Here is a 20,629-nt window from a genome sequence, read left to right as displayed (position 1 = left end):
CGCTCGAGCCGTCTGGGTTCCCGATCTCCCGGCGGAAGTTCGACATCCTCGGCAGGGTCCGGAAGGGGACGGCAGCCCAGCCCAGCCCAACCCAACCCGGTCCAGCTCAGTCCGGTGGGGGCCGGTCCAGCTCAGGCCGGCCCAGGCTGCGCGGCCCTCGACCGGGTGCCGGCGGCGCAGATCACCGCCGAGAAGCACGCGAAGCCCGAGAAGCCCAAGAAGCCCGAGGAGGCCGCCGTCCCCACCAACGGTCACGGCCCCCGCTCACGGGTCACGGCCCCGCTCGCAGGTCACCGTCACCGACCGCGGGCCACCGTCACCACCGGTGGGATCAGCGCCCCCGGTCGCCGTCCGGCCCGGTAACCGACTGCCGCAGGACCACCGGGCACGGCAGCTCCTCGCACGCCGTGCGATCCACGTCAGCACCTGCGTCCACCGCGTCCAACAACAAATTCACCGCGGCGGCACCCATCGCGTGGTGCGGCAGCGCGACCGTGGTGAGGGCCGGGACGAGGCGGTCGGCCATCTGGTCCTGGTCGTCGTAGCCGACGATCGAGAGCTGTTCGGGAACCGCGATGCCGAGGCGGGCCGCGGCCAGCAACACCCCGGTCGCCACCCGGTCGTTGGCGCACACGATGCCGGTCGGACGGTCCGGCCCGTCAAGCAACTCCAGGGCCGCGGCGAAACCTTCGTCGATCTGCCAGCCCACCCGCAACGTCCACTCGGGCCGCGCGGTCAGACCGGCCGCCCGCAGGCCGTCGTCGAAGCCATGGGCACGGTCCGTCGCGGCGACGTCGTCCGTCTCGCCGCCGAGCAGCGCGATGTCCCGGTGACCCGCGCTGATCAGGACGTCCACCGCGGCACGGCCACCCGCCCGTTCGGCGGCGACCACGGACGCGTACGAACCCGGTTCCCGTGGAAGGCAGTTGGCGAGCACGCAGCGCTCCGGCGCGATCGTCCCGGGCACGGCGGTGCGGCGCATCGACATGGCGGCGTAGACGATGCCGTCGACCCGGCGGGCGCGCAGTTCGGCGACGGCCTCGGCCTCCATGGCAGGATCTTTGCGGGACTCCAGGAGAAGCACTTGATGGCCACGCGCGCGTGCCGCCTCCATCGCGCCGAGGACCATGCGGCCGGCGAACGGGCTCGTGGCGATCTCGTCGCTGAGCATCCCGATGACGGCGCTGCGCTGCTTGCGCAGGGAACGGGCGACCTCGTCGGGTCGGTAGCCGAGCTGGTCGGCGGCGGAGCGGATCCTCTCCTGCGTCGCGGCGGAGAGGTTTCCCTGGGCCCGGCCGCTGAAGACGAACGACACGGCGGCGCGCGACACTCCGGCGAGTTCGGCCACGTCACGGGCGGTGGGGCGGTTCACGCGGCTCTCCTCGGGTCGGGGTGCGGGTAGGCGTCCCCAGGGTCCCACCTCTGCGACGCCCCACCGGTTCCTGGAGTCTTGGCCCTGCCGTTCCCTGCTGGTTCCGAGCCGGGCCCTGCTGCTCCCTACCGGCTCCCAGGGGGCTGGCCCTGCCGCGCCCCCGATCCCCAGGGGCCCCACGAAGTGCCCGGTTCCCCGCCGGTATCGTCTGATCTGTCACCCGGTTCAACGGGTTCAGCGGGTTCAGTGGGCTCAACCGGCTCGGCCCGGTCGAGCCCTGTTCCGCTGTCCCATGTTTCCGCCGCTCAGCGCACCTGTGGAGTCCAGATGTCCGGCACGACCCCTTCCCGCATCTCCCGCCGCACCGCCCTGCGCGGCGTCGCCGTCGCGGGGACGGCCGGTATCGGCCTGACCGCCTGTTCCACCGGCTCCGACGGCGGGGCGGCCGCGGCGCCCACGGCGCCGGTCGATCTGGGCAAGGCCGACGAGGTGCCTGAAGGCGGCGCGAAGCTCTACAAGGACGAGCACGTGGTGGTCAGCCGCACGAAGGGCGGCGACTACCGGGCCTTCAGTACCATCTGCACGCACGCGGGCTGCCCGATCGGCATGCTCAAGGGCACCGAACTGACCTGCAACTGCCACGGCAGCAAGTTCGACGCCACGACCGGCAAGGTGCTGCACGACCCGGCGACCGTGCCGCTGGAGGAGCTGTCCGTGAAGGTCGAGGGCGGCAAGATCGTCGCCGGTCCGAAGGCCTAGCCCCGGCGCCCTGGCGACCGGCGACCGGTGACCTGGTAACCGTTGCCCAGCGACCGGTGGCCTGGCGGCTGGCGACTGGTGCCCCGCCGATGGCGACTGATGCCCCGCCGACGGCGGAGCCGGCCTAGTCCCAGTCCCACCCGATCCCCAGCAGTCCCGCCCGCACCTGCGGCTCCACCACGTGCACCGACCTGTGGTGACCGCTCAGCGTCAGCTCCTGGCGTCCGCGGCGTGGGGCCGCCGTCGACTGCTGGGTGAAGCGGTGGCAGCGTACGGGCAGCGCGTCATCGGCGAACCGGACCTGCAGCGTGTACTGCCCGCCCGCGAAGCTGAACCCGCGGACGTACTCGGTCGAGGCCCCGGCCGTGCCGTCCTCGAAGCCGTAGCGGAACAGATGGGTGTCGCCTGCCCGCAACCGTGCGTCGAAGAGCAGCTCCGCCACTAGGACGCCCGTGCCGACATCCCAACGGACTCTTCCTGTACGGCAGTTCTCCATGGCCTGAACCGCCACGTCTTTCGGTGAGCATCCCGGGTCACCGTGGTAGATGGCCAGATAGCGGTCCACACCATCGCGATGGGCTCGCACTATGTGCTGCGAATCTCTGCCGAGCAGTTCTCTGTGCATCCCGATCCGTACCCGTTCGACGTGCCCGACCGTGTGCAGTCCGCCGTCCAGCGGTGACTCCAGCTCCGTGAGCAGCCGTTCCAGTACGCCGGACGCCTCGACGAGGGAGCGGTACGAGCGCGCCGCCGGCCGCTGGGAGGAGCTCGGGGTCTCGTGGTGACCGAGCAGTCGGATCAGTGATTCCTCGGGCAGTTCGAGGATGTCCTCCAGGGCGCGCACGGCCCGCATCGACTCGTTGCGCTGCGGCCGCCGTGCACCTTGCTGCCAGTAACTCAGGCTCGTCACGCCGACCTTGATGCCCTGGCGCGACAGATGGTGCTGCACCCGGTGCAGCGGCAGTCGTCGTGCGGCGATCGCGGCCCGCAGCGCGACATGGAAGGGGCCGGTTCGCAGGGCCGTCTCCAGGGTCGGTGTCCGTTCCGCTTCCATCTGCCGTTCGCCGAGCCGCATCCGGGTCTCCCGCTTCTGCGCGCCGGGTCCACGGGCCGCCACTGTGAACATTCACAGTGCCGTGCCGGGTCGTTCGCGCCGGTCGGAGTGGTGCGGCTGGTTGGTGGACGTGAGTTGTTCACATCCGTACTACGTCATTCACCGCACCAAGTCACCCGGCATTGAAGCGTGTTGACCTGCACTCGACAAGACTCGATGCTCGCCAAAGCGTCCGGACGCGCTCCTCCACCCCACACCCCGATCAGGGAGGACCGCGATGCGCACTCCGACCATCCGATCCCGAACAGGCGCCATGCGCCGCAGACGCCTGCGTCTGACCGCCCTCACGGCCGCCGTGGCCGCGTCCCTGGCCCTGCCGACGGCCACGGCGACAGCGGACTCCTCGGCCCTCGCCGCCAAGCGCCTGAACATCACCATGCAGGCGCAGCAGAAGACGAACTGGTGCTGGGCCGCGAGCGGCAACACCATCGCTAGCTGGTTCGGCCGGAACTACTCCCAGAACCAGTTCTGCAACGCCGCCTTCGGCCGCGCCCAGGGCTCCGACTGCCCCAACTACCAAGCCACGCTGGGCAATGTGCAGGACGGGCTGTACTGGGCGGGCATCGCGCCCGGCTCGTACGTGACCGGCTGGCTGCGCTACTCCACCGTGCAGACCGAGATCGACGCGAACCGTCCCGTCGAGACCCGCATCCAGTGGTCCAGCGGCGGTGGCCACATGCACGTCCTGTACGGCTACGACGACGCGAACAGCTGGGTCTACTGGGGCGACCCCTGGCCGTCCAACAGCCGGTACAACTGGGCGTCCCACGACTGGTACATCGGCAACAACTCGTTCTCCTGGACCCACTCGCTCTACCGGATCGGGGCGTGAACACGATGCGACGACGGATCACGGTCCCGGTGCTCGCCGGAACCGGCGCGGCCCTCCTGCTCGGCCTCGCGGCCCCGCACGCGAGCGCGGCGCCCACCCCCGTACCGGACCACGCGCGCGTGGCGGCGCACGACGCGGCGGAGTCGCCGCGGACGCTGAGCACCCTCGCCCGCTTCTTCGCCCGGGGCGGCGCGCTCGCCGCATCGGCCGCGGCCCCCCGCGTAGAGGGCACCCAGGCCGTACCCGTCTACTACCTGTCGCGCGACTTCGTGGCAGGCAAGAAGGGGGCGGACGTGGCCGAGTTGGAATTCCTCGCCTCCAAGGCGGTGGCGTCCGACGGGCAGCAGGCGTCCCTGTGGACCGTCGAGCGGCAGGGCTCCTGGAAGGTGGTCAACATCGCCTCCGGGGACGACGAGATCAGGTACGCCCGCCTGGGACAGCGCACGATGCCCGGGGGCACCGTCTTCCAGGAGCCGCAGATCAACGCCTGGTACGTGACCGGGCACGCGCGCGTGGTGCCGCTCGACGCGGACGCGGTCAAGGCCGTGGGCAAGGCAGGGGTCCCGCTATCGGCGTACCGGGCCCGCGTCGCCCGCGCCTACGGGGACAAGCTGCCGGGCTCCGCCTACGCGGAGAAGGGCGAGGCCGGGGGGTACGGAACGGCTCCGGACGAGGCGCGGACGCCGATGATGGTCGTGTCCATTGTGGCGGGAGCCGGTGCGCTGGTCGCCCTAGGCCTGAGCGGGATCGCTGTGCGCCGCGCCCGGTCGCGCCGCACGGACTGAGCGGCCCGGCCGTTCGGGGTGCCGGGCCCGCCACCGCCGGGCACCCCGAACTGTCACACCCCGCAAGTAGGGTGTCTGACATGGCCGACCCCTCCAGCTACCGCCCCAAGCCGGGACAGATTCCCGACACCCCAGGGGTGTACAGGTTCCGCGACGAGCACCGCCGGGTGATCTACGTCGGGAAGGCGAAGAGCCTGCGCCAGCGCCTGGCGAACTACTTCCAGGACCTGGCGAACCTGCACCCCCGCACCCGCACGATGGTGACCACGGCCGCGTCCGTGGAGTGGACGGTGGTGTCCACGGAGGTCGAGGCGCTGCAGCTGGAGTACTCCTGGATCAAGGAGTACGACCCCCGGTTCAACGTCAAGTACCGCGACGACAAGAGCTACCCGTACCTCGCAGTGACCATGAACGAGGAGTTTCCCCGCGTCCAGGTGATGCGTGGCCAGAAGAAGAAGGGCGTCCGCTACTTCGGTCCCTACGGGCACGCGTGGGCGATCCGCGACACCGTGGACCTGCTCCTGCGGGTGTTCCCCGTACGCACCTGCTCGGCGGGGGTCTTCAAGAACGCGGCGCGCACCGGACGCCCCTGCCTGCTCGGCTACATCGGCAAGTGCTCGGCCCCCTGCGTGGGCCGGGTCACCCCCGAGGAGCACCACGAACTGGCCGAGGAGTTCTGCGACTTCATGGCCGGCCGCACGGGCACGTACCTCCGCCGCCTGGAGAAGGACATGACGGCGGCCGCGGAGGAGATGGAGTACGAGCGCGCCGCCCGCCTGCGGGACGACATCGAGGCCTTGAGGAAGGCCATGGAGAAGAGCGCCGTCGTCCTCGCGGACGCCACGGACGCCGACCTCATCGCCCTCGCCGAGGACGAGCTGGAGGCCGCGGTCCAGATCTTCCACGTGCGCGGCGGACGTGTCAGGGGCCAGCGCGGCTGGGTCACCGACAAGGTCGAGGCCGTCACCAGCGGTGACCTCGTCGAGCACGCCCTCCAGCAGCTCTACGGCGAGGAGCGGGGCGACTCCGTCCCCAAGGAGGTCCTCGTTCCCGCGCTGCCCGACCCGGTGGAGCCGATCCAGGCCTGGCTGACGGAGCGCCGCGGCGCGAACGTGTCGTTGCGCATCCCGCAGCGGGGCGACAAGAAGGCCCTCATGGAGACCGTGCACCGGAACGCACAGCAGGCACTGGCCCTCCACAAGACGAAGCGCGCCTCCGACCTCACCACGCGCTCCCGCGCGCTGGAGGAGATCGCCGAGGCTCTCGACCTGGACAGCGCACCGCTGCGCATCGAGTGCTACGACATCTCGCACCTCCAGGGCGACGACGTCGTGGCCTCCATGGTGGTCTTCGAGGACGGCCTCGCCCGCAAGAGCGAGTACCGCCGCTTCCAGATCAAGGGCTTCGAGGGCCAGGACGACGTCCGGTCCATGCACGAGGTGATCACCCGTCGCTTCAAGCGGTACCTGGCGGCGCAGGAGAAGTACGGCGAGTGGTCCGACGCGGAGCTGGACGACGACGAGAACCCCGTGGAGTCCCGCCTCACCGAGGACGACGGGCGCCCCAAGAGGTTCGCGTACCCGCCGCAGCTCGTCGTGGTGGACGGTGGGCAGCCGCAGGTCGCGGCGGCCAAGCGGGCCCTCGACGAGCTGGGCATCGAGGACATCGCGGTCTGCGGACTGGCCAAGCGCCTCGAAGAGGTCTGGGTGCCGGACGAGGACGATCCGGTGATCCTGCCGCGCACCAGTGAGGGGCTCTACCTCCTCCAGCGCGTCCGTGACGAGGCTCACCGCTTCGCCATCACCTACCAGCGCGCCAAGCGGGCCAAGCGCTTCAGGGCGGGCCCCCTGGACGACGTACAGGGGCTGGGCGACGCGCGCAAGCAGGCCCTGATCAAGCACTTCGGTTCGGTGAAGCGGCTACGGTCCGCCACAATCGACCAGATCTGCGAGGTTCCCGGCATAGGACGCAAGACGGCCGAGACGATCGTGGCGGCCTTCGCGCAGGCGGCACCGGTGGCGCCCGCCGTGAACACGGCCACCGGAGAGATCATGGAAGACGAAGAGGACACTGCGGCCGGTGCGACGGACGCGCCGTCCGGCGAGGAGTCCGTCACTGCGGGCGCCTCGGAAGAACGACGGGGGCAGGAGCCATGAGCGAGCACGACGAACCCACCAGCGGCACAGCACAAGACCCCGCACCGCAGGAACAGCCGCAACCAGAGCACGGAGAACAGGTGAGCACGGGCGCAGCCCCAGGGGCGAACGTCGAGACCACGGTCGTCCCGGACGCCGCCATCCCCGAGCTGGTGATCATCTCCGGGATGTCGGGCGCGGGCCGGTCCACGGCAGCGAAGTGTCTGGAGGACCTCGGCTGGTTCGTCGTCGACAACCTGCCGCCCGCCCTGATCCCCACCATGGTGGAGCTCGGCGCCCGCTCACAGGGCAACGTGGCGCGGATCGCGGTCGTCGTCGACGTACGAGGCCGCCGCTTCTTCGACAACCTCCGGGAGTCCCTCGCGGACCTGGAGTCCAAGCACGTCACCCGGCGCATCGTCTTCCTGGAGTCCTCCGACGAGGCCCTGGTGCGCCGCTTCGAGTCGGTGCGCCGCCCGCACCCCCTCCAGGGCGACGGCCGCATCGTCGACGGCATCGCCGCGGAGCGTGAGCTCCTTCGCGAGCTGCGTGGCGACGCGGACCTGGTCATCGACACCTCCAGCCTGAACGTGCACGAGCTGCGCGCCAAGATGGACGCCCAGTTCGCGGGCGAGGAGGAGCCCGAGCTGCGGGCCACCGTCATGTCGTTCGGCTTCAAGTACGGACTGCCGGTCGACGCCGACCTCGTCGTCGACATGCGCTTCCTGCCGAACCCGCACTGGGTCCCCGAGCTGCGCCCCTTCACCGGTCTCAACGAGGAGGTGTCGAACTACGTCTTCTCGCAGCCCGGCGCCAAGGAGTTCCTCGACCGCTACACCGAGCTGCTCCAGCTCATCGCGGCCGGCTACCGCCGCGAGGGCAAGCGGTACGTGACCATCGCCGTCGGCTGCACCGGCGGCAAGCACCGCTCGGTGGCCACGTCGGAGAAGCTCGCCGCCCGGCTGGCCTCCCAGGGTGTGGAGACCGTGGTCGTGCACCGGGACATGGGTCGCGAATGACGGGACGTACGCTGCGGCTCACCAGCAGGATCGGCCGCAGGAGCTCACCGCCCAGGCTCCGCAAGGGCACCACGCCGAAGGTCGTCGCCCTCGGCGGCGGCATGGGCCTGTCGGCGTCCCTGGCCGCGCTGCGCCGCATCACGGGCGACCTCACGGCCGTCGTCACGGTCGCCGACGACGGCGGCTCCAGCGGGCGGCTCCGGGACGAGCTGGGCGTGCTGCCGCCCGGCGACCTGCGCAAGGCCCTCGCGGCGCTGTGCGGCGACGACGACTGGGGCCAGACCTGGGCCCGCGTCATCCAGCACCGGTTCCAGTCGCCGGGCGAGATGAACGGGCACGCGGTCGGCAATCTGCTGATCGTCGCCCTGTGGGAGCAGCTCGGCGACCACGTGCAGGCCCTGGACCTGGTCGGCAAGCTGCTCGGCGCGCACGGGCGCGTGCTGCCCATGTCGGCCGTGCCGCTGGAGCTCCAGGCCCTGGTGAAGGGGCACGATCCGGCGCGGCCGGACGACGTGGACACCGTGCGCGGTCAGGCGACCGTCGCGCTCACCCCGGGCGAGGTGCAGTCCGTGCACCTGGTGCCGCACGACCCGCCGGCCGTCCCCGAAGCGGTCGCGGCGGTGCTCGACGCGGACTGGGTGGTGCTCGGCCCGGGCTCCTGGTTCTCGTCCGTGATCCCGCACCTGCTGGTCCCCGAGCTGCTCGACGCGCTCGTCGAGACGAAGGCCCGCCGGGTCCTCTCGCTCAACCTCGCTCCGCAACCCGGAGAAACCGAAGGGTTCTCACCGCAGCGTCATTTGGAGGTTTTGGGACGACACGCCCCTAAACTCGCCCTGGACGTGGTGCTGGCCGACGAGGCCGCCGTGCCCGACCGCGAAGAGCTCACCGACGCTGCCAAGGAGCGTTTCGGTGCCGCGGTCGAGCTGGCGCCGGTGGCCAGGCCCGACGGGACTCCGAGGCACGATCCGGAGCTGTTGGCCGCCGCGTACGACCGTATTTTTCGGATGCATGGAAGGATCGGCCCATGGCGATGACGGCAGCGGTGAAGGACGAAATCTCCCGGCTCCCCGTCACCCGGACCTGCTGCAGAAAGGCCGAGGTCTCGGCCATTCTGCGGTTTGCGGGCGGCCTTCACCTGGTGAGCGGCCGCATCGTGATCGAGGCGGAGCTGGACACCGCGATGGCCGCCCGGCGGCTCAAGCGGGACATCCTCGAGATCTTCGGGCACAGCTCGGAGCTGATCGTGATGGCGCCCGGCGGACTGCGCCGCGGTTCGCGTTTTGTCGTACGGGTCGTCGCGGGCGGCGACCAGCTGGCCCGGCAGACGGGCCTGGTGGACGGCCGGGGCCGCCCGATCCGGGGTCTTCCGCCGCAGGTGGTCTCGGGGGCCACCTGCGACGCCGAGGCGGCCTGGCGCGGCGCGTTCCTGGCCCACGGCTCGCTCACCGAGCCGGGCCGCTCCAGCTCCCTGGAGGTGACCTGCCCGGGCCCGGAGGCCGCGCTCGCCCTGGTCGGCGCCGCACGACGGCTCTCGATCGCCGCGAAGGCCCGTGAGGTGCGCGGTGTGGACCGCGTGGTCGTCCGGGACGGCGATGCGATCGGCGCCCTGCTCACCCGGATGGGCGCACACGAGTCGGTGCTGGCCTGGGAGGAGCGGCGGATGCGCCGCGAGGTCCGCGCCACCGCCAACCGCCTCGCCAACTTCGACGACGCGAACCTGCGCCGCTCGGCCCGAGCGGCCGTCGCCGCGGGCGCCCGCGTGCAGCGCGCCCTGGAGATCCTCGCCGACGAGGTGCCCGAGCACCTCGCCGCGGCCGGCCGGCTGCGCATGGAGCACAAGCAGGCATCCCTGGAGGAGCTGGGCGCACTCGCCGACCCGCCGCTGACCAAGGACGCCGTCGCGGGCCGCATCCGCCGACTGCTCGCCATGGCGGACAAGCGGGCGCAGGACCTCGGCATCCCGGGCACGGAGTCGAACCTCACGGAGGACCTGGCCGAGGAGATGGCGGACAACCTGGCGGGCTGAGACCGCTGGTAGGCCGACACGCCGGTGGCGGCGCCCTCAGGGGGCGCCGCCACCGGCTTTTCCGTATCCGCGAAGGAGACTTGAGGCCCCCTTGACTTGACCATGAACTGTCACGAGTCTGGCGCCAGTTCGCTACTGCGGCATCACGCCACAACCGCGACAGACAACCGCAAGGGGGGCTCATGAGACGAAGAGCGAGATCGATCCTCGCTGTCGGAGCACTTGTCCTGGGGCTGGGAGGGGCGGTCATCGCGCCCGTCGCCCAGGCGGACGGCGGAGGGTCCACCACGAGGAGCTCGGCGAGTGACGACCCCGGCGCGGACGCCGTCAAGGTGTTCCGCGCCGACGTGACGAAGGAGCAGGTACCCCTGCTCCTCCAGGCGGGCCAGGACGCCCATGAACTCAGCGAGCAGGCACCCGAGAAGGGCACCGCGGAGGTCGAGGTCTACCTCACCGACCGCCAGGCCGCCGCACTGCGCAAGGAGGGCGTGAAGCTCACCGAGCACCAGTTGACCGCCAAGGCCGAGGCCCGCGTGGCAGCCGCGGGGGACGGCGTCTTCCGCCCCTACAGCGGAAAGGGCAACCTCCAGGAGGAGGTGCTCCGCACCGGACAGGACCACCCCGACCTCACCAAGGTCGTCTCCATCGGAAAGACGCTCCAGGGCCAGGACATCCTCGCGATCAAGGTGAGCAAGGGCGCCAAGAAGGTCAAGGACGGCGCGAAGCCCTCCGTGCTCTACATGGCGAACCAGCACGCGCGCGAGTGGATCACCCCGGAGATGACCCGCCGCCTGATGCACCACTACGTGGACAACTACTCCAAGGACGCGCGCATCAAGAAGCTCGTCGACTCCACGGAGCTGTGGTTCGTCCTCTCCGCCAACCCCGACGGCTACGACTGGACGTTCAAGGACGAGGCCAACCGCCAGTGGCGCAAGAACATGCGCGACAACAACGGCGACGGCAAGTACACCAACGCCGACGGCGTCGACCTCAACCGCAACTTCGCCTACAAGTGGGGCTACGACGACGAGGGCTCGTCCCCGAGCCCCGCCAACCAGACCTACCGCGGCGCGAGCCCGAACTCCGAGCCGGAGACCAGGGCCGTCGACGCCTTCGAGAAGCGCGTCGGCTTCGACTACGCCATCAACTACCACTCCGCGGCCGAACTCCTCCTCTACGGAGTGGGCTGGCAGGTCGCCACCCCGACCCCGGACGACGTCCTCTACAAGGCACTCGCCGGCACCCCGGAGAACTCCGCGATCCCCGGCTACCACCCGCAGGTCTCGTCGGAGCTGTACACGACGAACGGCGAGGCGGACGGGCACGCCGGTAACGTGAACGGCGTCTCGATGTTCACCCCCGAGATGAGCACCTGCCAGACCGCCTCGAACGTCGACCCGAACGATGCGTGGCGGCCCCAGGACTGCGCGTCGATCTTCACGTTCCCGGACGACGAGAAGCTCATCCAGGCCGAGTTCGCGAAGAATGTCCCCTTCGCCCTCTCCGTCGCGGAGACCGCGTCCCACCCCGACCAGCCCTCGTCCTCGGTCGGCCTGCAGGCTCCCGACTTCACCCCGGCGAAGTTCAGCACTTCGTACGCGCGCGGTGGTGACCAGGAAGTCTCCGTCGTCGTACGTAAGTCGGTACGCGACAAGGAGCTGAACTACCGCATCAATGGCGGCCGTTCGCACGACGAGGAATTGCGGGCCTGGAAGGGCGGCGAGACCTACGGCGGCGACGACAATCTTCACTTCGACGCCTATAGGGCGAAGGTCGAGGACGCCGATGTGGGCGACAAGGTAGAGGTGTGGTTCACCGGACGCACGAAATCCGGAAAGCGCACCAGTAGTGAGCACTTCACCTACACCGTCGCGGCACGCCCGAAGGGCGACACTCTCGTCGTCGCGGAAAACGACGCCGCAGGGACGCAAACGGCCGCCTACGTGGACGCGCTCAAGGCAGCCGGGCGCAGCGCCTCCGTGTGGAACGTCGCCCAGCAGGGCGCACCCGACGCCCTGGGCGTCCTCGACCACTTCAAGGCGGTCGTCCACTACACGGGCGCCGACCGCCCCGGCCTGGCCACACAGCTGGCCCTGCGCGACTACCTGAACGAGGGCGGCAAGCTCGTCGAGGCCGGTGAGAAGGCGGGTGGCTCCGTCGCCATCGGCGACACCACGACGAACGACTTCAGTCAGTACTACCTGGGCGCCTACTCCCGCACGGCCGCCCCGGTGGCGACCCGCTTCGACGGCTCCGGCGCCCTCGACGGCATCGCGGCCGCGCTCGGCGACGCCCCCGGCAACCCGCTGAACGGCGCCGGTCTGTACGAGGCCACCTCGGCCACCCTGCCGCAGTTCAAGAGCGCGGGAGCGGGCCAGTACGAAGGCGCGGGCATGGCCGCCGCCGTCCACACGGACGACGCCTACAAGCGTCTGACCCGCACCATCGACCTCACCGGCGTCACCGCGGCGCAGCAGCCGTCCTTGCGGATGCAGCTCCTGTGGGACACCGAGCAGGGCTACGACCACGTCATCCTCGAGGCCCACACGGCCGGCGCGGAGGACTGGACGACCCTGCCGGACCGGGACGGCCTGACGTCGAACAAGGTGCCCACCGAATGCGAGGCCGGCTTCTTCGTCCAGGACCACCCGGCGCTCACCCGCTATCTGACGCCGGACGGCGCCGCCTGCGGGAACACCGGGACCTCCGGGGCCTGGAACAGCCTCACCGGCTCCTCGGACGACTGGAAGACGGTGACGTACGACCTGAGCGCCTACGCGGGCAAGTCCGTCGAGGTGTCCCTCGCCTACGTCTCCGACCCCGGAACCGGCGGCGAGGGCGTGCGCGCCGACAACGCCTCCGTGGTCATCGGGGGACAGGCGACCGAGACCGAGGGCTTCGAGACGTCCCTGGGCGTCTGGACGGTCCCCGGACCGCCCGCGGGAAGCCCGCCCGCCGTCAAGGACTGGGCCCGCGCCCAGGACCTGTTCACGACCTACGGCGCGGTCAGCACTCCGGACACCGTTCTCCTCGGATTCGGTCTGGAACACGTCACCGGAACCGCGGACCGAAATGCGCTCATCCGAAAGGCCCTGCGCTCAATTAGCGACTAATCAGGGCTGAAATACCGGAGAAATATGCGGCGGCCCGTACGTTACTGGCGAGTACGGGCCGCTGTGCCCTGCATAGAGCCGCTCGATGTCACCCCAAGCCCTTATGGGAGGTAGGGTCGGAGGCGGTCGGGGACATCCCAATAAATCTCGCCGGCGTCGAAACCCGGCGTACCAACGAGGAGATCGGTTCGTGACGATCCGCGTAGGCATCAACGGCTTTGGCCGCATCGGTCGTAACTACTTCCGCGCGCTGCTGGAGCAGGGTGCAGACATCGAGATCGTGGCTGTCAACGACCTTGGTGACACCGCGACCACCGCACACCTCCTGAAGTACGACACCATCCTGGGCCGCCTCAAGGCCGAGGTGTCGCACACCGAGGACACCATCACCGTCGACGGCCACACCATCAAGGTGCTGTCCGAGCGCAACCCCGCCGACATTCCGTGGGGCGAGCTGGGCGTCGACATCGTCATCGAGTCGACCGGCATCTTCACCAAGAAGGCCGACGCCGAGAAGCACATCGCGGGTGGCGCCAAGAAGGTCCTCATCTCGGCTCCGGCCTCCGACGAGGACATCACCATCGTGATGGGCGTCAACCAGGACAAGTACGAGCCGGCGAACCACCACGTCATCTCGAACGCGTCCTGCACCACCAACTGTGTGGCGCCGATGGCCAAGGTTCTGGACGAGAACTTCGGCATCGTCAAGGGCCTCATGACGACGGTCCACGCGTACACGAACGACCAGCGCATCCTGGACTTCCCGCACAAGGACCTGCGTCGCGCCCGCGCCGCCGCGGAGAACATCATCCCGACCACGACGGGTGCCGCCAAGGCCACCGCCTTGGTCCTGCCGCAGCTCAAGGGCAAGCTCGACGGCATCGCGATGCGCGTCCCGGTCCCGACCGGTTCGGCCACCGACCTGGTCGTCGACCTGCAGCGCGAGGTCACCAAGGACGAGGTCAACGCCGCGTTCAAGAAGGCCGCCGACGACGGTGACCTGAAGGGCATCCTCTTCTACACCGAGGACCCGATCGTTTCCTCGGACATCGTGAGCGACCCGGCCTCCTGCACCTTCGACTCCTCCCTGACGATGGTTCAGGAAGGCAAGACGGTGAAGATCCTCGGCTGGTACGACAACGAGTGGGGCTACTCCAACCGCCTCGTGGACCTGACGGTCTTCGTCGGTGGTCAGCTCTAAGGTTCTTAGAGCAGCAAGGCACTTAGATGTGAGCGAAGGGTCCGGACCCGCGCGACGCCGCGCGCCGTCCGGGCCCTTCGCGCGTCAGCCTCAAAGCCCTCCCAAGGAGTCCAGTTCATGAAGACCATCGAGGAACTTCTCGCCGAAGGGGTCGACGGCAAGCGGGTGTTCGTCCGCGCCGACCTCAACGTGCCGCTGGCCGATGGCCTGATCACCGACGACGGCCGCATCCGCGCCGTCCTGCCCACCGTCAAGGCCCTCGCGGACGCGGGCGCCAAGGTGGTCGTCGCCTCCCACCTGGGCCGCCCCAAGGGCGCCCCGGACCCGGCGTTCTCCCTCCTGCCCGCCGCCGAGCGCCTCGCCGAGCTCCTCGGCAAGCCGGTCGCGTTCGCCCAGGACACGGTCGGCCCCGCCGCCCACGACGCCGTGAACGGTCTGGAGCCCGGCCAGGTCGCCGTCATCGAGAACCTGCGCTTCAACGCGGGGGAGACGAGCAAGGACGACACCGAGCGCGGCGAGTTCGCCGACCAGCTCGCCGCCCTGGCCGACGTCTACGTAGGCGACGGGTTCGGCGCGGTGCACCGCAAGCACGCTTCCGTGTACGACCTTCCGGCCCGGCTGCCGCACTACGCCGGCTTCCTCATCGCCACCGAGGTCGGCGTCCTGAAGAAGCTCACGGAGGACGTCAAGCGCCCCTACGTGGTCGCGCTCGGCGGCGCCAAGGTCTCCGACAAGCTGGCCGTCATCGACCAGCTGCTCGGCAAGGCCGACCGCCTCCTCATCGGTGGCGGCATGGCGTACACGTTCCTCAAGGCCAAGGGCTACGAGGTCGGCATCTCGCTGCTCCAGGAGAACCAGCTGCCGGCCGTCACGGAGTACATGGAGCGCGCCGAGAAGAACGGCGTGGAGATCGTGCTGCCGGTCGACGTCCTGGTCTCCACGGAGTTCCCCGACCTGAAGACGAAGGCCCCGGCCAACCCCTCCACCGTCGCCGCGGACGCCATCCCGGCCGACCAGGAGGGTCTGGACATCGGTCCGGAGACCCGCAAGCTGTACGCCTCGAAGCTCGCCGACGCCGCCACCGTCTTCTGGAACGGCCCCATGGGCGTCTTCGAGCACCCCGACTACGCCGAGGGCACCAAGGCGGTCGCCCAGGCCCTCATCGACTCTTCGGCGTTCACCGTGGTGGGTGGCGGAGACTCCGCCGCGGCGGTCCGTACGCTGGGCTTCGACGAGAAGGCATTCGGCCACATCTCGACCGGCGGCGGCGCCTCCCTCGAGTACCTCGAGGGCAAGACGCTGCCCGGTCTCGCCGCACTGGAGGACTGACCCCGCATGACCGCTCCTGTACAGGGCCGCACGCCGCTGATGGCGGGCAACTGGAAGATGAACCTCAACCACCTCGAGGCCATCGCGCACGTCCAGAAGCTCGCCTTCGCCCTCGCGGACAAGGACTACGAGGCCGTCGAGGTCGCCGTCCTGCCGCCGTTCACCGACCTGCGGTCGGTGCAGACGCTGGTCGACGGCGACAAGCTCAAGATCAAGTACGGCGCCCAGGACATCTCGGCGCACGACTCCGGCGCGTACACCGGTGAGATCTCGGGCCCGATGCTCTCGAAGCTCAAGTGCACGTACGTCGCGATCGGCCACTCCGAGCGCCGGCAGTACCACAACGAGACCGACGAGATCGTCAACGCCAAGGTGAAGGCCGCCTACAAGCACGGCCTGACCCCGATCCTCTGCGTCGGCGAGGAGCTGGACGTCCGCGAGGCGGGCAACCACGTCTCCCACACGCTCGAGCAGGTCGAGGGCGGCCTCAAGGACCTGCCCGCCGAGCAGGCCGAGACCATCGTCATCGCCTACGAGCCGGTGTGGGCCATCGGCACCGGCAAGGTGTGCGGCTCGGACGACGCGCAGGAGGTCTGCGCGGCGATCCGCGGCAAGCTCGCCGAGCTGTACTCGCAGGACATCGCCGACAAGATCCGCATTCAGTACGGCGGCTCGGTGAAGTCGGGCAACGTCGCGGAGATCATGGCCAAGCCGGACATCGACGGTGCCCTCATCGGCGGTGCCTCGCTGGACACCGACGAGTTCGTCAAGATCGTCCGCTTCCACGAGCAGTGACGCGGCCAGTGAGTATGCGCTAGCGGCGATACGTCGTACCCTTGCGGGGCCGAGGCTCCATCCAGAGCTTCGGCCCCGTCCGAACAAGTCCGAGGAAGTTGGTCCAGCCGTGGTTATGGGGTTCTCGATCGCCCTGATCGTCTTCAGCCTGCTGCTGATGCTCCTGGTGCTCATGCACAAGGGAAAGGGTGGCGGCCTCTCCGACATGTTCGGTGGCGGCATGCAGTCCTCCGTCGGCGGCTCCTCGGTCGCCGAGCGGAACCTCGACCGGATCACGATCGTGATCGGTCTGCTCTGGTTCGCGTGCATCGTCGTGCTCGGCATCCTGATGAAGATCAACAACTGACCTTCGGGCGCCGCGCCTTCGGTACGACCCGTTACAACTGCACATAGCTCACGTAAAGCCCCATGTACGGTACGCGTTCAACAGCGCGGCCTATCATGGGGCTTGCGTCTAGGGGAGGGGATGTAACTCCAATCACTGGACGCGCGTTGGGCCTTACGTAGACTGAGGCGCTCCGCGGCGAAGCGAGACGCCGACACGCTTCGCGGCACCATCACGCAGGGAGTTACGACCGTGGCAAGTGGCAACGCGATCCGAGGAAGTCGGGTCGGGGCGGGGCCGATGGGCGAGGCCGAGCGTGGCGAGTCCGCGCCGCGCCTGCGCATCTCCTTCTGGTGCTCGAACGGGCACGAGACGCAGCCGAGCTTCGCCTCCGACGCGCAGGTGCCGGAGACCTGGGACTGTCCGCGCTGCGGATTCCCGGCCGGACAGGACCGGGACAATCCGCCGGACCCGCCGCGTACCGAGCCGTACAAGACGCACCTCGCGTACGTCCGGGAGCGGCGCAGCGACGCGGACGGCGAGGCCATCCTCGCCGAGGCGCTCGCGAAACTGCGGGGCGAGATCTGACATACCGGCCGGGCCGGGCACTTGGGACAGTGCCCGGCCCGTTCGCGTGCCCGGGATTCGCTGCGTCGAAAGGCCCGATTCACCCTGATCAACTAGGTTGGGTGGCGGAAGTGGGGCAAGGCCCGTACGCGCGTGCGAGAGAAGGCTGAAGGTCGAGATGAACGCGTCCGACAAGCAGGTAGCACTGACCCAGAGGCCCGAGTGGCAGGCGCTCGTCAAGCACCGGGAACAGCTGGGTGACGTGGGCCTCCGGGAGCTGTTCGCGGCCGATCCGGCACGCGGCTCCGGCTATGCGCTGCAGGTCGGCGATCTGTACGTCGACTACTCCAAGCACCTGGTCACGGACGAGACGCTCCGGCTGCTGCGCGAGCTGGCCGCCGCGACCGACGTCTTCGGTCTGCGGGACGCCATGTTCCGCGGCGACAAGATCAACACCACCGAGGACCGGGCCGTGCTGCACACGGCGCTGCGCGCCCCGCGCGACGCCGTGATCGAGGTCGACGGCGAGAACGTGGTGCCGGGCGTGCACGCCGTGCTCGACAAGATGGCGGCCTTCGCCGACAAGGTCCGCTCGGGCGAGTGGACCGGCCACACCGGCAAGCGCATCAAGAACGTCGTCAACATCGGCATCGGCGGCTCCGACCTCGGTCCGGCGATGGCCTACGAGGTGCTGCGCTCCTTCACCGACCGCGACCTCACGGTCCGCTTCGTGTCGAACGTCGACGGGGCCGACCTCCACGAGGCCGTACGGGACCTGGACCCCGCCGAGACGCTGTTCGTCATCGCCTCCAAGACCTTCACCACCATCGAGACCATCACGAACGCGACCTCCGCGCGCAACTGGCTCCTCACCGAACTGAGGGCCGGTCAGGAAGCCGTCGCCAAGCACTTCGTGGCCCTGTCGACGAACTCCGAGAAGGTGTCGGACTTCGGCATCGACACGGCCAACATGTTCGAGTTCTGGGACTGGGTCGGCGGACGTTATTCGTATGACTCCGCGATCGGCCTCTCCCTGATGATCGCCATCGGCCCCGACGCATTCCGCGAGATGCTCGACGGCTTCCACCGCGTCGACGAGCACTTCCGCACCGCGCCCGCCGAGTCCAACGTGCCACTCCTGATGGGCCTGTTGGGCATCTGGTACGGCAACTTCCACGACGCCCAGTCGCACGCCGTGCTGCCGTACAGCCACTACTTGTCGAAGTTCACCGCCTACTTGCAGCAGCTCGACATGGAGTCGAACGGCAAGTACGTGCAGCGCGACGGCGAGGAGGTCGGCTGGCAGACCGGCCCCGTGGTGTGGGGTACCCCGGGCACGAACGGCCAGCACGCCTACTACCAACTCATCCACCAGGGCACGAAGTTGATCCCGGCGGACTTCATCGGCTTCGCCGAGCCGGTCGCCGATCTGCAGCCCGGGCTCGTCGCCCAGCACGACCTCCTGATGGCCAACTTCTTCGCGCAGACCCAGGCGCTCGCGTTCGGCAAGACGCCCGACGAGGTGCGCGCGGAGGGCGTCGCCGAGGACCTGGTGCCGCACAAGACGTTCAAGGGCAACCACCCGACCACGACCCTCCTGGCGAAGGAACTGACCCCGTCGGTCCTCGGCCAGCTCGTCGCCCTCTACGAACACAAGGTGTTCGTCCAGGGCGCCGTCTGGAACATCGACTCCTTCGACCAGTGGGGCGTCGAGCTCGGCAAGGTCCTCGCCAAGCGCGTCGAACCCGCCCTCACCGAAGGCACCGACGTCCCGGGCCTGGACGAGTCGACCAAGTCCCTCGTCGCCAAGTACCGCGAGCTGCGCGGCCGTTAATCGGATGCGCGAGGGTCTTCCGGCGGGTGAGACTGCCCATCCGTCCGTCACCCCGCCGGGAGGCACCTCGTGGACCACCTCATGTCGGCACTCGCCGACCCCGAACGACTCAGGCTGTACGCGCGCATCGTGCTGGACGACCTGCCGCCGCGCGAGGCCGACTCCCCGGTCGCCCGCAAGCACCTGGGCAAGCTGATCGCCTCGGGGCTCGTCGAGCGGCGCGAGGACGGGTCGCTGCGGGCCGGGCCCGAGGTGTTCCGCCGGGCCCGGACTCCCGAGCCCACCACGGGAGTTCCGCGCCATCTCACCGGATTCTTCGCCGGCGGCCGGCTGACGGCGATCCCGGTGCGCCCCGCCGTGCGGCACGAACTCCTCGTCCACCTCACGGACACCCTCTTCGACACGGACCGCACCTACAGCGAGCGCGAGATCAACGAGGCCCTGCACACCGTCCACGACGACACCGCCGCCCTGCGCCGCTACTGCGTCAGCGAGGGGATCCTCGTACGGGAACGGGACGGGTCCGACTACCGACTCCCGCAGCCCGCGTAGGACCGCCGCCCCGGCACACGATCCACGAGGAAGGGCCCCGCCTCCCTGAGGAGAACGGGGCCCTACGCGCGCGTGGTGGCGATGCGCGTCACGCGACAGCGGGCGGATACAGCTCCGGCGGCAGCTGCGACGCCGCCGCGGAGTCGAGCAGCCACAGGGTGCGCGAGCGGCCGTAGGCGCCCGCGGCCGGGGCCTGGATCTCGCCCGCGCCCGACAGGGCGATCGCGGCGGCCTTCGCCTTGTCCTCGCCGGCCGCGAGGAGCCACACCTCACGCGCGGCACGGATCGCCGGGAGCGTGAGCGTGACGCGGGTGGGCGGGGGCTTGGGCGCGCCGCGCACGCCGACCACTGTCCGCTCCGTCTCACGGACCGCCGGGAGCTCGGGGAAGAGCGACGCGACGTGCGTGTCCGGGCCGACGCCGAGCATCAGGACGTCGAAGGTCGGCACCGGGCCGTGGTCCTCGGGGCCCGCGGCAGCGGCGAGTTCGGCCGCGTACGCCTCGGCCGCGGCGTCCGCCTCGTACGGGCCGTCCGACGCGGGCATGGGGTGCACGCGCGCGGGGTCGAGCGGCACCGCGTCGAGCAGCGCCTCCCTGGCCTGGGTGTAGTTGCGCTCCGGGTCGCCGTCCGGCAGGAACCGCTCGTCGCCCCACCACAGGTCGAGGCGGCCCCAGTCGATCGCGTCCCGCGCGGGCGCCGTGTTCAGGGCCGCCAGCAGGCCGTTGCCGTTGCGGCCACCGGTGAGGACCACGGAGGCGTAGCCGCGGGCGGCCTGGGCGTCGACGATCTTGGTGATCAGTCGCGCCGCGGCCGCCTGCGCCATCAGCTCCTTGTCGCGGTGGACGACGAGTTGGGGTGCTGCACTCAC

Annotated in this window: 18 protein-coding genes; 15 read left to right on the top strand and 3 right to left on the bottom strand. The window is 69.9% G+C overall.

Translation table 11 applies throughout. From position 1 onward, the window contains the following. Nucleotides 1-331 precede the first annotated feature (331 nt). Nucleotides 332-1,372 (bottom strand): LacI family DNA-binding transcriptional regulator, encoded by a 1,041-nt coding sequence (locus tag M4J07_RS09570; RefSeq protein WP_255969645.1) that lies wholly within the window; start codon nucleotides 1,370-1,372, stop codon nucleotides 332-334. A gap of 327 nt (nucleotides 1,373-1,699) precedes the next feature. On the opposite strand from M4J07_RS09570, the gene M4J07_RS09565 reads away from it, so the two are divergent. After that, entirely contained in the window at nucleotides 1,700-2,131 is a 432-nt protein-coding gene (locus M4J07_RS09565) for a Rieske (2Fe-2S) protein (protein WP_255969642.1), read from the top strand. A gap of 124 nt (nucleotides 2,132-2,255) precedes the next feature. Here M4J07_RS09565 and M4J07_RS09560 read toward each other — a convergent pair whose 3' ends face one another. Beyond that, complete coding sequence (locus M4J07_RS09560) at nucleotides 2,256-3,206, bottom strand: hypothetical protein (protein WP_255969656.1); 951 nt, start codon at nucleotides 3,204-3,206, stop codon at nucleotides 2,256-2,258. 292 nt (nucleotides 3,207-3,498) lie between these two features. Between M4J07_RS09560 and M4J07_RS09555 the strand changes: the two genes are divergently transcribed. From M4J07_RS09555 to M4J07_RS48480, 14 genes are all read left to right on the top strand, one after another. Then, entirely contained in the window at nucleotides 3,499-4,077 is a 579-nt protein-coding gene (locus M4J07_RS09555) for a papain-like cysteine protease family protein (RefSeq protein WP_255969639.1), read from the top strand. Continuing rightward, nucleotides 4,074-4,862, top strand: a complete 789-nt coding sequence (locus tag M4J07_RS09550; RefSeq protein WP_255969636.1) for a hypothetical protein — start codon at nucleotides 4,074-4,076, stop codon at nucleotides 4,860-4,862. Before M4J07_RS09555 ends, M4J07_RS09550 begins: the two co-directional genes overlap by 4 nt. An 80-nt stretch (nucleotides 4,863-4,942) precedes the next feature. Continuing rightward, nucleotides 4,943-7,018, top strand: a complete 2,076-nt coding sequence (gene uvrC / locus M4J07_RS09545; protein WP_255969633.1) for an excinuclease ABC subunit UvrC — start codon at nucleotides 4,943-4,945, stop codon at nucleotides 7,016-7,018. Beyond that, the gene (gene rapZ / locus M4J07_RS09540; protein WP_255969630.1) at nucleotides 7,015-8,016 is read left to right on the top strand and encodes an RNase adapter RapZ; all 1,002 of its coding nucleotides are present in this window, start codon (nucleotides 7,015-7,017) and stop codon (nucleotides 8,014-8,016) included. Before uvrC ends, rapZ begins: the two co-directional genes overlap by 4 nt. After that, nucleotides 8,013-9,050, top strand: coding sequence for a gluconeogenesis factor YvcK family protein (locus M4J07_RS09535; RefSeq protein WP_255969627.1), 1,038 nt, complete (start codon nucleotides 8,013-8,015; stop codon nucleotides 9,048-9,050). Before rapZ ends, M4J07_RS09535 begins: the two co-directional genes overlap by 4 nt. Continuing rightward, nucleotides 9,041-10,042 carry a DNA-binding protein WhiA gene (whiA, locus tag M4J07_RS09530; RefSeq protein WP_255969624.1) on the top strand — a complete coding sequence of 334 codons (1,002 nt, stop codon included), beginning with the start codon at nucleotides 9,041-9,043 and terminating at the stop codon, nucleotides 10,040-10,042. The genes M4J07_RS09535 and whiA overlap by 10 nt, the downstream gene beginning before the upstream one ends. Nucleotides 10,043-10,224: 182 nt before the next feature. Then, nucleotides 10,225-13,158, top strand: a complete 2,934-nt coding sequence (locus M4J07_RS09525) for a M14 family metallopeptidase (protein WP_255969621.1) — start codon at nucleotides 10,225-10,227, stop codon at nucleotides 13,156-13,158. A 190-nt stretch (nucleotides 13,159-13,348) separates the two neighbouring features. Continuing rightward, the gene (gene gap / locus M4J07_RS09520; RefSeq protein ID WP_255969618.1) at nucleotides 13,349-14,359 is read left to right on the top strand and encodes a type I glyceraldehyde-3-phosphate dehydrogenase; all 1,011 of its coding nucleotides are present in this window, start codon (nucleotides 13,349-13,351) and stop codon (nucleotides 14,357-14,359) included. 117 nt (nucleotides 14,360-14,476) lie between these two features. Beyond that, nucleotides 14,477-15,688, top strand: a complete 1,212-nt coding sequence (locus tag M4J07_RS09515) for a phosphoglycerate kinase (RefSeq protein WP_255969615.1) — start codon at nucleotides 14,477-14,479, stop codon at nucleotides 15,686-15,688. A 39-nt stretch (nucleotides 15,689-15,727) separates the two neighbouring features. Further along, a complete protein-coding gene (gene tpiA / locus M4J07_RS09510) occupies nucleotides 15,728-16,483 on the top strand; it encodes a triose-phosphate isomerase (RefSeq protein WP_255969653.1) in 756 nt (251 codons plus the stop codon). A 115-nt stretch (nucleotides 16,484-16,598) separates the two neighbouring features. Continuing rightward, nucleotides 16,599-16,829 carry a preprotein translocase subunit SecG gene (secG, locus tag M4J07_RS09505; protein ID WP_018533286.1) on the top strand — a complete coding sequence of 77 codons (231 nt, stop codon included), beginning with the start codon at nucleotides 16,599-16,601 and terminating at the stop codon, nucleotides 16,827-16,829. Nucleotides 16,830-17,060: 231 nt separating this feature from the next. Continuing rightward, entirely contained in the window at nucleotides 17,061-17,396 is a 336-nt protein-coding gene (locus M4J07_RS09500; RefSeq protein ID WP_003976875.1) for an RNA polymerase-binding protein RbpA, read from the top strand. A 157-nt stretch (nucleotides 17,397-17,553) separates the two neighbouring features. After that, on the top strand, nucleotides 17,554-19,209 hold the full coding sequence (gene pgi, locus M4J07_RS09495; RefSeq protein WP_255969608.1) for a glucose-6-phosphate isomerase: 1,656 nt from the start codon (nucleotides 17,554-17,556) through the stop codon (nucleotides 19,207-19,209). A 69-nt stretch (nucleotides 19,210-19,278) separates the two neighbouring features. After that, complete coding sequence (locus tag M4J07_RS48480) at nucleotides 19,279-19,761, top strand: DUF2087 domain-containing protein (RefSeq protein ID WP_372347047.1); 483 nt, start codon at nucleotides 19,279-19,281, stop codon at nucleotides 19,759-19,761. A gap of 88 nt (nucleotides 19,762-19,849) precedes the next feature. Here the strand turns inward: M4J07_RS48480 and pgl are convergent, their stop codons facing one another. Further along, entirely contained in the window at nucleotides 19,850-20,629 is a 780-nt protein-coding gene (pgl, locus tag M4J07_RS09485) for a 6-phosphogluconolactonase (protein ID WP_255969605.1), read from the bottom strand.

The sequence above is a fragment of the Streptomyces longispororuber genome (genome assembly GCF_024448165.1).
Classification (GTDB): Bacteria; Actinomycetota; Actinomycetes; order Streptomycetales; family Streptomycetaceae; genus Streptomyces; species Streptomyces longispororuber_A.
Note: the sequence above shows the minus strand (reverse complement) of the source record. Positions and strands in the feature narration are given on the sequence as shown.